Below are 12,739 nucleotides of genomic sequence, written 5' to 3'. Positions count from 1 at the left end.
TAACTTAGAGAAACCACCCAACGCATAGGGGATGACATGACCGAGAAGGTCAAGCTGCTGAGCCACGTCGAGGCCATTAACTGGAACCGCATCCAGGACGACAAGGACGTAGAGGTCTGGAACCGACTCGTCAACAACTTCTGGCTGCCGGAGAAGGTGCCACTGTCCAACGACGTCCAGTCCTGGAATACGCTGACCCATGACGAGCAGCAGCTCACGATGCGCGTGTTCACTGGCCTGACACTGCTGGACACCATTCAGGGCACGGTCGGCGCTGTCTCCCTGATTCCTGATGCGCTCACCCCGCACGAGGAAGCCGTCTACACGAACATCGCGTTCATGGAGTCGGTGCATGCCAAAAGCTACTCCTCGATCTTCTCCACGCTGGCTTCCACCAAGGAGATCGACGAGGCATTCCGCTGGTCCACCGAGAACGCGAACCTTCAGAAGAAGGCGCAGATCGTTATGGACTACTACCAGGGCGACGACCCGCTGAAGCGCAAGGTGGCTTCCACGCTGCTGGAAAGCTTCCTGTTCTACTCGGGCTTCTACCTGCCGATGTACTGGTCCTCCCGGGCCAAGCTCACGAACACCGCAGACCTGATCCGCCTGATCATCCGTGATGAGGCAGTGCACGGCTACTACATCGGCTACAAGTTCCAGAAGGGCCTCGAAGGTCTTTCCGAGGAGCGCAAGCAGGAGATCAAGGACTACACGTTCGAGCTGCTCTTCGAGCTGTACGAAAACGAAGTCCAGTACACGCATGATCTCTACGACTCCGTTGGCCTGGCCGAGGACGTCAAGAAGTTCCTGCACTACAACGCCAACAAGGCCCTCATGAACTTGGGCTACGAGGCAATGTTCCCGTCTTCGGTCACGGATGTGAACCCGGCGATCCTCTCGGCACTGTCCCCGAACGCGGACGAGAACCACGACTTCTTTAGTGGGTCCGGTTCGTCCTACGTGATTGGCAAGGCCGTCAATACTGAGGATGAGGACTGGGACTTCTAGTTGCTGGTGTGAGATCGCGTGCTACTTGGCGGTTTAGACATTTGTTGGCGAAAATGGGACTAGACGTTTGGCGAAGACCGATTTAGGTGGCGATACGGACGCTCGGGCTTAGTTGTGGGCACTCCCAACTAAGCCAGGGCCTCCTTTGGGACTTTTTGTGAGGTTTCACGCCACGTGGCCAGGTTCCACGGTGGGTGGCCAACTGATTCACTCCGTTGGCCAAGGGCAGGGCGCCACGGCCGCCGCAGGTTGCACGAGACGACGTCAGCCAGTTCGATGACGCAATCGAACGTGCAATTTTGCCGCTACCTCGCGTGGCGGCGCCATGCCGATGAACACTCCAACCACGTGCGGCTGCTGAATTTTTCCACATTGCCGAGTCAGCAAAATTTTCTACAACAGATAGCGAGAGCTACGTGATCATTGTCTATGCCGGATCACAGGTCGACGAACCTGACCGTGAAGTTCCTCGGCTGCCAGCCAGTGCTGAGGCTGAACTGATGGTCCGGCTCCGGGGGCTAATCCAATCGCTGAAGCCTAGCTTGGTCGTTGGAGCTCTCGCCGCCGGCGCAGACATATTGTTCGCTCGCGCCGCGTTAGCCGAGGATACGCCAGTCCGGGCAGTATTGCCTTTCGGCTGCGATGACTTTCGGCGAACGAGTGTCGAGTCGCGAGGCGAGCCGTGGACTGGTCACTATGACAGAATCTTGGGCAATTCGAAGGTCCAGGTTGTTGAGGGTAACCAAATAGTGGAGGATTCCGCAGAGGCGTTCATTGCTCACAATCTGACAATTCTGGATAACGCGAGTATCACCGCGGAGGCGACGGGCGAGCGTGTATGGGTCATCACGGTCCGACCTACGCCCACTTCCGACTCACCATCAGTCACGGATGACCTCGTTAACAGGGCCGAAGACCGCGGTTATCTGACCATAGACTTGAGTCCGGCCCGCCAACAGATCAGCGCATTCGTTGTCATGCCTTACGGTCGCAAGCGAGACGCCGGAACGGGTCGAATCACCGACTGCGACCCGCCCTTCCACAAAGTGTATAGACCTCTGCTTGAGGACGTCGACGTCGAATGGACCAGAGCCGATCTGGAAACTGACAGCGGGATCATCCATTCGGGCATGCTTGCCTCGCTCGCGAACTCCGACCTCGCCTTGGTGGATCTCGCCACAACTAACTTCAACGTCGGCTACGAACTCGGAGTGCGGCACGTGTTCGCCGCACATTCGACCATCCTTTTAAACCCTTACGTCCAAGGGCGGCCCCGGAAAGCGCCTCCGTTCGATATCAACTTGATTCGAGTTCATTCCTTTGCACGAGACGAAGACCTCTCGGATCAGCAAGCCGAAGACGCCATAAGGAAGCTGAAACCTGTCATTGCACAGGCCATCACTCACCGTACGATCGACAGCCCGGCTCACGACTGGTTCGAAATCGACCACATCGACCGGCCGTTCGCTCAGAGATCGGCCATCCCAGAAGCTGTCGTTCTGGCTGGCGAAGCACGGCGCCGAACCAGCGACGTTATAAGGAGTTCAGACGCTGCCTCTATGCGCGCGGAGGCAACCTGGCTCGAAACTGCGCCTGGAATATCTGAAGCAGTTCGACGCGCCCTGCGAGTGGAGCTGGCAATCGCGCTGCTCGACGAAGCTTCGTACCCAGAAGCGCGCACACTGCTAGACCTCGCACGGCCCACGATGGACGATCCGCTACACCGTCTCTGGCTTCAGAAAACTGTCATGGCGTATAGACGGCTTGGAGAGCGGGAAACCGACCCGCACGTACGTCGGACCCTGTGGCGCACTGCCCAAAACTTGCTGGTTGAAGCTGAACAAGCAGGATACGCAGATTCGGAAACCTATGGAATCTGGGGCGGTCTCATAAAGCGCCAACTTCAGGACGAGGAAATTTCTGACGATCCGGCCGTTGCAAACAGCCTCTTCCAGGAAATGGCCGAAAAATACAGGGCGGGATTCGAACTCGATCCGCAGTTTTACACTGGAGTCAATCTAGTGATGGCGCTCCGCCTAGGTAATCGGGACCGCGATGACTCCTTCCGAGAAGAACTAAATGAGGCGATAACGGTCACCCGATTTCTTACTCGCCTCGCGCTAGTAAACGACCGCACAAACTACTGGACCTTGGTAACCCAAGCAGAATTGTCTCTCCACGAGGCCCTTGAAAACCTGGGGGAGATTGACACCGCCGCGCAGCAGTTCGCCGAATCGGCGCGGTATGGACGTCCAGATCAGATTTCTAGTACGAGGTTTCAGTTACAGTTTCTCGCGTCGCACGGAGCTCCGGCCGACGCCATCAACCGCCTTACGAGAATTCTCGATCAGGCAGGATAGGAGTTCAATCCATGACTTTGTACGGGTCACAAACCCAGTCCGCAATCCGCGAGCTGCAGCAGATAACTCGGAGCTACGAGAACGTGACGGAGGGGATGCGGAAATCGGCATCCACGCCCCCTCGTCACAAGGTTTTCGTGAGCTACCATGCAGTCGACGCTGTAGAGGTACTTGAATTCATCTCTGCCAACACGGAGGTGTTCATCCCTCGCGCGATTGGAATGGAAGAAGACGGATCGGACATCATCAACTCAACCAACGTCGCCTACATACGGCAGACCATCCGGGCAAAGTTCTTGAAGGATTCGACCGTGACCCTGGTTGCCATTGGAGAGTGCACGTGGGCACGAAAATTCGTCGACTGGGAAATCTATACCAGCCTACGATCAGACCCGAACCCCAATGGACTACTTGCCGTTCAGCTGCCCTCCGTTGCCGGAACGAAGCCGGACATACCCTCACGTCTCTCACTCAACATAAATAAAAACGACAATTCTGCCTACGCCAGCTACTATGTACCGGCCCCATCGCAATCCATCCTCCGCACGTGGATTCAAGAAGCCTTCGACGGCCGAACCAGCCGTCGGAGCTTCATTAAAATGGGCGGTGATTTGCGAGAACGAAACTCCTCCTGCTAGCGGTCGTAACCTCCGCTAGGACCTGACTCGACACTCTCAGGCGCCCAGTCCAAGCCGTCTTCCGGAATGGGTCCCAGACGAGGAGCCCGTCTCCACAGTGACATTACAACCACGGCGGGACGGGTTGTACGCCATGTGGACAGCTTTGAGCTGCGCGGAGGGCTTCACCTGCCCCCAGTGGCACAACTTGGTGGGGGTTTGCTGCCTGAACCACAGCGCGGTTTCTATCGGGTGTATGAGGGAAGCATCCGCGCGAGTCCAGGACCCAAGCAAGGACGCTCCCGGTTCTCCAAGCTGGGGGACTGGAGAACCACTGTAATTCTACTAGCCGGCCTGACGTCCTTGGCCGGGCTCCCGGATCTCCGGGCTGGCCTCAGCGGGCGTCGAATCACCGTGTCAGCAATTGTCGGGCGTTTCCTGAAAATAGTAGGCGCGAGCCTGGCCAGTCGAGTTGTTGTCCAGTACTCGGCTTCGAGTTAAAGCCGCGCCTCCGCAAACCGCGGCGCCATGGATTCCATTTGTTCCATGACTAGCTTGATGGCCTCGGGCTGCTTGTCCGGCGGATACCCGTTGATCACCAGAAGCCGTTTGATGGATGAGCGAAGTTTTGCCCGGACGTCGTCCCGAACCGTCCAATCAGTACGCACATCGCGCTGCATGACGCCAACGAGCTGCCGCGCTATCTCGGCCAGCTTCCCCTCGCCTTGGACCTCCACAGCCGACTCGTTCTGCGCCACGGCGTCATAGAACGCCAACTCATCGGAGTTCAGCGGGGGAGTGAAGTGCGCACCACGGTTGCCCTCGGCGGCAACCTCTCGTGCCAGCTCCACAAGCTCGGCAATCACTTCGGCAGATGTCAGCTGCTGGTTGGTGTACTTCTTCATGAGCTCGGTAATGCGTTCCGAGAACGCGCGCTGCCGGATGACGTTGTTCCGGGTCGACGCGGCAGATTCGTCGGCGATGAGCTTCCGCAACGCCTCAATAGCCAGTTGCGGATTCCGTGCCTTCTGCGTCTTTGCGATGAACTCAGGCGTCAGATCATCAAGAGACGGCTTCGGCATACCCGCTGCGTCATAGATGTCCAGTACTTCGCCCGACGAGGTGGCGTTGGCGATCAGGTTCCCCAACAGCCGTTGGATCTCCTCCGGCACCGGCTCACCGCTCGCCTGCCGGTCCGCTGCGTCGTACTTCGCCATCCAGACGCGGATCTCCTCGTACACCTGGATCTCGGGACGCAGCTCAGCCAGCGTCTCGGATCCAGAGCACAGCGCCCACGCACGGGACAACTGGCTCGAGAACTTCCGATACCGAGAAGCAAGCGAGTCTTCTCCGTCCCCCGGCTGGTTGCCAGGCGTTGCAGGATTCCGCAGGTAACTGACCGCGCCGGTCACGGCATTCAGGAACGACTTTGGCCCAGCCTTCATCCACACGGCTTTCCAGTCGTAGCCCGCCAGCAACGAGCGGAGCGTCTCCACCAGGGAAACCGTCAGACCTACAGCCTCGTCGATGTTCTTGCCCACCGGCTTGTTCGCCCGGTCCGACTGCGTGTACTCGCCCAGCGCCTTCGCAAGATTCTCCGCCAGCGGCGCGTACGCCACCAGCAGCCCGTCCTCCTTGCCGCGGAACGTGCGGTTCACCCGCGCGAGAGTCTGCATCAACAGCGCGCCCTTGAGGGGCCGGTCAAGGTACAGGGTGTGCAGCGGTGGAGAGTCGTAGCCCGTGAGCATCATGTCCTTGACGATCACAAGCTCCAGCTCGTCGTCGACGTTCTTGAGCCGCTCCTTGACTTGGGCATTCAGCGAATCTCGGCGCACATGGTCGGACACCGGCCGCACATCAGTCGCGTCGCCCGAGTACACCACCTTGATCCTGCCTTTCGACAGGTCGTCCGAATGCCAGTCCGGGCGCAGCTCCACAATCGCGGAGTACAGCTTTGCGCAAATCTCCCGCGTCCCGCCCACGATCATCGCCTTGCCCGGAGCTTCAATGAACTTGCCCATCCGCCCGCGCCGGTTCTCCCAGTGCCCCACCAGGTCCTCGGCCAGCGCGGCAATGCGCTGCGGCGCACCGTAGACAGCGTTGACGACGGCGACGCTCGCCTCGATGCGGGCACGTTCCGTATCGTCCAGGCCGAGGGTCAGTTCATCGGCGGACTTGTCCAGGTCCTCTTCCGTGACACCTTCGGAGAGTCCCACCTTGATCAGCCGCGGTTCGAAGTACACGGGCACGGTGGCGCCGTCCTCCACCGCCCGCGACAGATCGTAAATGTCGATGTAGTCGCCGAAGACGTCTTGCGTATTCCGGTCGTCAAACGAAATCGGCGTTCCGGTAAAGGCGATAAGTGTGGCGTGGGGGAGTGCGTCTCTCAGGTGCCGGGCGTAGCCGTCCAGGTCGTCGTAGTGCGAGCGGTGTGCCTCGTCCACCACCACGATGATGTTGCGCCGGTCGGACAGCAGTGGGTGGTCTGCGCCGGCGTCCTTCTCCGACTTGCTGCGCCCGAACTTTTGCAGAGTGGTGAAGTAGATGCCGCCCGTGGTCCGGTTGCTGAGCTCGTCCCGCAGCTCCGAGCGTTTCCTGATTTGCTTGGGCGATTCGGCGAGGAGGAGGCTGCGGTCGAAGCCCTCGAAGAGCTGGCCGTCGAGTTCGTTCCGGTCGGTGATGACCACGACGGTGGGGTTCTTCAACTTGGGCGCACGCGCCACCATGTTCGCGTACAGTTCCATTTCCATGGACTTGCCGGAACCCTGGGTATGCCAGACGACGCCGGCTTTTCCGTTGCTTTCCACCGCCTGGATGGTGCTGGCCACGGCCTTGGTGACGGCGTAGTACTGGTGCGGCTTGGCAATCCGTTTTGCCAGCCCGCCGGAGCCCTGGTCGAACGCGGTGAAGTTGCGGGTCAGCTGCAGGAAACGTTCCTGGTTGTAAAGGCCGTCCAGCGCGGTGTCGAGGGCAGTGACGGCATCGCCGTCGACCATGTAGCCCTGAGGAACGGGGACGCCGTCGTCGTCTACATTCCACGGTGAGAAGTGGTTAAAGGGGGTGAACGGCGTTCCGTACTTGGCCTGGATTCCGTCGGTGGCGAGCGTGAAGACGCAGAAGCGGAACGCCATGGGGAATTCGCGGAGGTACGTCCGGAGCTGGGCATGGGCGCCGGGGAGGTCGGCGTGGGCGCTGCCGGCCTTCTTGAGTTCGATGATGCTGACAGGCATGCCGTTGCAGTAGAGCACGACGTCGAAGCGCCGCCTGTAGTCGCCCTGCACCAGGGTGACCTGGTTGACGGCGAGCCAGTCGTTCTGGTCCGGTGCCTGGCTGAGCAGCCGGATGGTCGGGTTGGCTTCGTTGCCGTCGGAGTCGATGTAGGTCAGCCGGTAGCCGTCGACCAGGCAGTTGTGGATGCGGTGGTTCTCGGCCATGGCATCGTTCGACATGGGTGAGGCTATTTCCGCCAGTGCCTGTTGGAGGTACTGGGCGGGGACTGCCGGGTTGAGGCGCTGGAGGGCGGCAAGCAGACGCGGCCGAATGACAAGCTCGGCCCAGAATTCGCGTTCGCCGGTGCCGGGCGCGATGGCCTCACCCTCCAGCGGCTTCCAGTCCAGCTCGCCAAGCCGCTCCTTCGCGGCGCCCTCCCAGTCGGCTTCGGAAAAGGCTACTGCTGGTGCTGTCACGGTGATCCCCCACAATCCATTTGTTGTTCAGCTTACTCAGGCTTCCGGCGGCTATTCCCAGGTGACCGCCGCAACCGCGCTACGCATTTACACCCCGGCGTTCTCCAGGACTTTCTCAGTATCTTTGACCCGGAGCTTGCCGGACATCAGCTGAGGGAGGAGCACGTCGCGAGTTTCGACGAGATTAAGGTTTTCGACCTCGGCCGTCAGCCCTTTGTCCCACAATGCCGCCATCACTTCGTCATGCCTGCGAATCGTTTCGGAGGCCGGAACCTCCACTGGTTCGTCCAGATGCTTCCGCTGAATGTGGCCCATGGTGGTTGCCTTGTCGGCCGCGATTGACTTGAACTCTTCAAGCTTGTGGCGAAGCAACTCATAAACGAGCCAGTAAGGATATTCCGCATTGGGGACGACCTTGAATATGTGTTGATTGATGATGCCCTCAGGCCTAAACCACCGATGCAGAGTCAGCGAGCCGGACCATGCGAAGAGAAGATCCCCTGGCCGGGCCACGTGCTGATCATTGACATCGATATCGTTGTAGACGGTCGAGGCGCCGATTCCTGAGTTCAGTTCGGCGATACGGATAACTACTCGGCCCGTTCCACTGGCATTTTTTGTGAAGGCCTTCCCATTTACGAACTGTGCCGTTGTAGATAGGGCGACTTGACGGCTATCAGGACTGCTCATAGAACGGAAAAGCGTGTGGGTCAGTCCATCTGCGTGAGCGATGACCTTTGCATTCGCGGCGATCTTGTCGTCGAGGGTGCCCAGCACCTCTGCGATGGAGCGCTGCTCAGAGATGTCCGGCACGGTCAGCCTGAGCGAGCGAATATCGGCCAAGTTGATGTAGGCCGCCATGTCGGTATTGTTCATTCGGTCCGCGGCCTGCCGCCAGAACTCCACGCTGCTAAACCAGTAACGCAAGAAGCGTGGGTCCAGTACATCCGCATCCAGTACCCGAAAAAAGCACAACTGTGGGCTGTAGACGACTCGTTCGTTTGTGTTGGGCAAGACTGCAACGCGCCCGACCGTGCCCTTTGTTGTCAAAAGGATGTCGCCCGGTGTGCCCATCTTCGTTCCGATAGCTTTGGCGTACTTCTCCGAGACAAAATCGGGGCCAGTGAAGCTGACCATGTCGTCCAAGACATCGGCAACTCGAATGATTCGGTAACCATGGTGAGCGTGCTCAGCCCTTTTGGTGCGATATCCGTCGCCAAGTTGAAGGACACCAGCGGCAACGAGTTGGCCGATGCTGACGGAGGTCACAACACCCTCCTCAACTGCTCGCGCACTACAGCCGCCAGCCGCTCAGACTCCTCGAACTGCTCAAACAGCTTCTTCGACAACCTTGCGATCTTCTCCTCGATCGGCTCGCCGTCGTCCTCAACATCGGCAGCTCCGACGTACCGTCCCGGCGTCAGTGCATAGTCTGCAGTCTTCACCTCCGCAAGGCTGGCCGAATAGCAGAAGCCGGCCTCGTCGTCGTACGTCAGCCCTGCCTCAACCGCCGAAGCGGTCCCGCGCCAGGCGTGGTAGGCGTTGGCGATCTTGGCGATGTCATCATCGGACAGGGCACGCTCGGCGCGGTCCACCATGTAGCCCAGGTTCCTGGCGTCGATGAACAGGACCTGCCCGGTCCGGTCCACCGAACCCCGCGGGCCTGCGGTCTTGTCCTTCGCGAAGAACCACGTGCACACCGGGATGCCGGTGCTGCGGAAGAGCTGGGTGGGCAGGGCCACCATGCAGGAGACAAGGTCGGCCTCCACCAGCTGCGCGCGGATCTCGCCTTCGCCGCCGGAGTTGGAGGACATGGAGCCGTTGGCCATGACCACGCCGGCGCTGCCGCCTGGCGCCAGCTTGGAGATGATGTGCTGGATCCAGGCGTAGTTGGCGTTGCCTGCCGGCGGGACGCCGTACTTCCAGCGCGGATCGGATTCGGAGCGGGCCCAGTCCTTAATGTTGAACGGCGGGTTGGCCATGATGAAGTCCGCACCGTTTGTCCCGGTCAGCTCCGGGTGCTGGTCGCGGGCGAACGTGTCGCCCCAGCGCGAGGCCAGGTTTGCGTTCAAGCCATGGATGGCAAGGTTCATCTTGGCCATACGCCAGGTGCGCTCGTTGAGCTCCTGGCCGTAGACGGAGATGTCCGAGCCCTCCAGATGATGTGCAGCGAGGAACTTCTCGGCCTGGACGAACATGCCGCCCGAACCACAGCACGGGTCGTACACCCGCCCGCGGTGCGGTTCCAGCACTTCCACCAGCACCCGGACCACGCCGGCCGGGGTGTAGAACTCGCCGCCGCGCTTGCCCTCGGCCTTGGCGAACTTCTCGAGGAAGTACTCGTACACCTCGCCCAGCAGGTCACGGGCCTTGCTGGCGCCCTGGCCGGTAAAGCGGGCGGAGTTGAACAGGTCCAGCAGCTCGCCCAGGCGGCGCTGGTCCACGTTGTCGCGGTTGTAGATCTTGGGGAGCGTGGCGGCCAGGGACTTGTTGTCGGTCATGATGAGCTCCATTGCTTCATCAATCAGCAGCCCGATGGACTTCGGTGCCGCGCCGTCCACCGCGTCCAGGCCCTTGGCGTTCTCCGCCAGGTAGGTCCAGCGCGCCCGGGGCGATACCCAGAACACGCCGCGGCCGGTGTACTCGTCCACGTCGTCGATCAGCTGGGCGATCTGCTCTTCGTTGAGCCCGTCAGCCTCCAGCTCGGCCTGGATCTGCCCACGCCGCTCCTCGAACGCGTCAGACACGTACTTCAGGAACACCAGCCCCAGGATCACGTCTTTATACTGCGAGGCATCCATCGAGCCGCGGAGCTTGTCCGCCGCCTTCCAAAGGGTGTCCTTGAGTTCCTTCATAGTGGACGGGGCGAGGTCCACCTTCAGTTTCGGGGGCATAATGCAGTTCCTTCTTCTGGTGCGGCGCGGGTAATGGGGTCTGTCAGGGTGAGGCTTCCGCCCGCTACGCCGTCCGTAATCAGGGTAGCGAGTTCTTCCAGTTGTTTGAGACGTTTTCGGGCTTCGTCCTGCTCGTGTTGCAGGGTTTTCAGGGCATTGGCCAGTGGCTGGCGCTGCACCTCTGCTGTGCGGCGCAGCCGCCAGTTGCGCCAGGTCTTGTCCGCTGGGTTGAGGTGGTTGATGTCTGCGGCGACGACGGCGGGCAGCAGGCCGCCCGGGTCGCCTTGGTCGATCCTCAGGATCCGGGCGGGGAAGACGACGACGGCGCCGCCCTCCGCGTCGACCTGTGCGGCGGGCCGCGGGCTGGTACAGAAGACGATGTCGCCGGGTTCGGTGAGGCGGCCGCCGGGGTACTGGGCGGCGAAGTCCAGGAGGGTGATGAAGCGCGGCTGGGCGTCGTGGGGAGCCATCAACTCCTCACGGCCAAGGATCCTGCTTCCTGCCTGACCGTTCAGGTCACTGTCTTCAACCCGGATGCCTTTGAGGTACTTGAGGTTCCCGGAGTTGATCAGTTCCTGAACGGAAGCCGGGCGTAGGGAGTTGACTACAGCAGCGGACTGCACTGCGGGGAGTGCTGGCGGCTCAGCCGGCCCGGGGGAGAGGACCCGGACGAGTTCCTCGATCCTAAGCGCTGCCTCGGCGCCGGCACCCGCCGTCGTACTCTTTGTTGCCGGAACACTCACCAGGGCACCGGTCCCTGCGAGGAGCATACGCGTTTGCACGAGGCGGGCGAACCTGAAGGAGTGGGCGCGGATGGTGGCGCGGTCGCCCATGGAGGCGACGACGTCGCTGATCAGGTCCTGGCTCACGTCGAGAGTGAGTGGGGTAGTGCTCAGGTCGGCCACCATGGTCCACCGGTCGGCGATGGGCACGTCCGCGAAGGACGGACCGAGCACCCACAGCGCCTGCGGCTCACGCGGCTTGGCGCGAAGCAGGCCCGCCTGAAGCCGAACGGTGGCCCGCACCCGGCCAGAGCGCAGGAGATCTGAACGGAGGTTGCCGGCTTGGCCCGAGATGGCGTCGCACAGGACACGGGCAGGAGCAATGATCACCGCCCGCTGGGAATCATCCATCTGCAGCACGATGTTCTCGATGCTGGACAGGATGCCGGTGGTGTCCAGAGTCGGATCGCCCGGTGCCGGATACTGCGCCACGTGGACGGCTGGCCGGGTGACTACGAAAGCTCCCTTGGCGTCCACCTTCACCGGCCCACTGTCTGTGCCATGCACCGCCAGACGCCTACGCGCGAACCGGGAGGTGGCGCCGTCGTGATCCGGAGCCAGGAAGGTGACCTGCCCGGATTCGCCGAACTGCTGGACGATGCTGAACATAACATCGCTCCCGCCGGGGGTGGAGTCGACGAAAAGGGGCTTGCTGTCCAGCGTGGCGGCGAGCTCCGTGGCCGCGGCGCCAACGAGCTTGAGCGCTGCGTCCGTCAATGCGGTGTCCGCATGCTCGCGCAGGCCTTCCTTGAAGCGGTGGGCGAGCAGCTTCTCAAAAGCCGCCGGTGGGCTGAATGCACTGTCCGCCAGCCTGTCCGCGAAGCTGGCGAGTCCGGGGAGGGCGGAACCAAGGGCTTCCAGTTCGGAGTAAAGAAACACATCGTCCGGGTCCGCCTCGTCGGCAGTGTCCAGCAGTTCTGAAGCACTGCTTTGGCCGAGTGCCTGGCCGGTAATGACTTTGAGGGCGAGAAGCGAGGTGAGGCCGTCGAATGTCTGCCGGCTGTCCCGAGGGGCTCCGCCGGCGGGGGACGTGAGTTTGGCGTAAACCGCGACGTCGTTGTGCGCCTCCGGATTGTTGCCCCGGCCGGTTGCCTGGAGCCAGGCAGTGACCTCGTCGGCGTCAAACAGTTCGACTCCGTTGGCTGCCGCTGCAGCCGCCGGGAACGGGAGCGCACTTCCGCTGCTGCGCTTACGCCACATGGAGACGACGGGCCGTTGGACCTGCGCGAGGGCGGCGATGTCCGAGAGGGTCATGTGCAGTGAGCTGGTAACTGTGTTCATGGCTGCGCCCCCTTCAGTCGGAATCGTCCCATCAGCCTAGTGTCTTGGCCTGACTTTTCTGCTTCGGCGCTGATAAGAGGGGTTATCAGCGACTCGCCCCTATTTCCT

The 12,739-nt window shown here is 61.2% G+C and carries 7 protein-coding genes; 3 read left to right on the top strand and 4 right to left on the bottom strand.

Features of this window, described 5'->3' with window-relative positions:
• Window positions 1-36: 36 nt before the first annotated feature.
• The 3 genes from nrdF to QFZ36_RS03445 all read left to right on the top strand — a co-directional run bounded on the left by nrdF (window position 37) and on the right by QFZ36_RS03445 (window position 4,009).
• The gene (gene nrdF / locus QFZ36_RS03455; protein ID WP_306633962.1) at window positions 37-1,011 is read left to right on the top strand and encodes a class 1b ribonucleoside-diphosphate reductase subunit beta; all 975 of its coding nucleotides are present in this window, start codon (window positions 37-39) and stop codon (window positions 1,009-1,011) included.
• A 416-nt stretch (window positions 1,012-1,427) separates the two neighbouring features.
• The gene (locus QFZ36_RS03450; protein ID WP_306633960.1) at window positions 1,428-3,371 is read left to right on the top strand and encodes a tetratricopeptide repeat-containing protein; all 1,944 of its coding nucleotides are present in this window, start codon (window positions 1,428-1,430) and stop codon (window positions 3,369-3,371) included.
• A 137-nt stretch (window positions 3,372-3,508) separates the two neighbouring features.
• A complete protein-coding gene (locus QFZ36_RS03445) occupies window positions 3,509-4,009 on the top strand; it encodes a TIR domain-containing protein (protein WP_306633958.1) in 501 nt (166 codons plus the stop codon).
• A 476-nt stretch (window positions 4,010-4,485) separates the two neighbouring features.
• On the opposite strand, the gene QFZ36_RS03440 is transcribed toward QFZ36_RS03445, so the two are convergent.
• From QFZ36_RS03440 to QFZ36_RS03425, 4 genes are all read right to left on the bottom strand, one after another.
• Entirely contained in the window at window positions 4,486-7,674 is a 3,189-nt protein-coding gene (locus QFZ36_RS03440) for a type I restriction endonuclease subunit R (RefSeq protein WP_306633956.1), read from the bottom strand.
• An 87-nt stretch (window positions 7,675-7,761) separates the two neighbouring features.
• A complete protein-coding gene (locus QFZ36_RS03435) occupies window positions 7,762-8,943 on the bottom strand; it encodes a restriction endonuclease subunit S (protein WP_306633955.1) in 1,182 nt (393 codons plus the stop codon).
• Complete coding sequence (locus tag QFZ36_RS03430) at window positions 8,940-10,568, bottom strand: class I SAM-dependent DNA methyltransferase (RefSeq protein WP_306633953.1); 1,629 nt, start codon at window positions 10,566-10,568, stop codon at window positions 8,940-8,942. The genes QFZ36_RS03435 and QFZ36_RS03430 overlap by 4 nt, the downstream gene beginning before the upstream one ends.
• On the bottom strand, window positions 10,553-12,631 hold the full coding sequence (locus QFZ36_RS03425; RefSeq protein ID WP_306633951.1) for a hypothetical protein: 2,079 nt from the start codon (window positions 12,629-12,631) through the stop codon (window positions 10,553-10,555). Before QFZ36_RS03425 ends, QFZ36_RS03430 begins: the two co-directional genes overlap by 16 nt.
• Window positions 12,632-12,739 lie beyond the last annotated feature (108 nt).

Source organism: Pseudarthrobacter siccitolerans (assembly GCF_030823375.1).
Lineage (GTDB): Bacteria > Actinomycetota > Actinomycetes > Actinomycetales > Micrococcaceae > Arthrobacter > Arthrobacter siccitolerans_A.
This window is presented reverse-complemented; position numbering and strand designations above follow the sequence as displayed.

Excerpts from the sequence above, each read along its gene's own strand:
- QFZ36_RS03425 (WP_306633951.1), bottom strand. The coding sequence starts at position 12,631 with ATGAACACAGTTACCAGCTCACTGCACATGACCCTCTCGGACATCGCC.
- nrdF (WP_306633962.1), top strand. The coding sequence starts at position 37 with ATGACCGAGAAGGTCAAGCTGCTGAGCCACGTCGAGGCCATTAACTGG.
- QFZ36_RS03430 (WP_306633953.1), bottom strand. The coding sequence starts at position 10,568 with ATGCCCCCGAAACTGAAGGTGGACCTCGCCCCGTCCACTATGAAGGAA.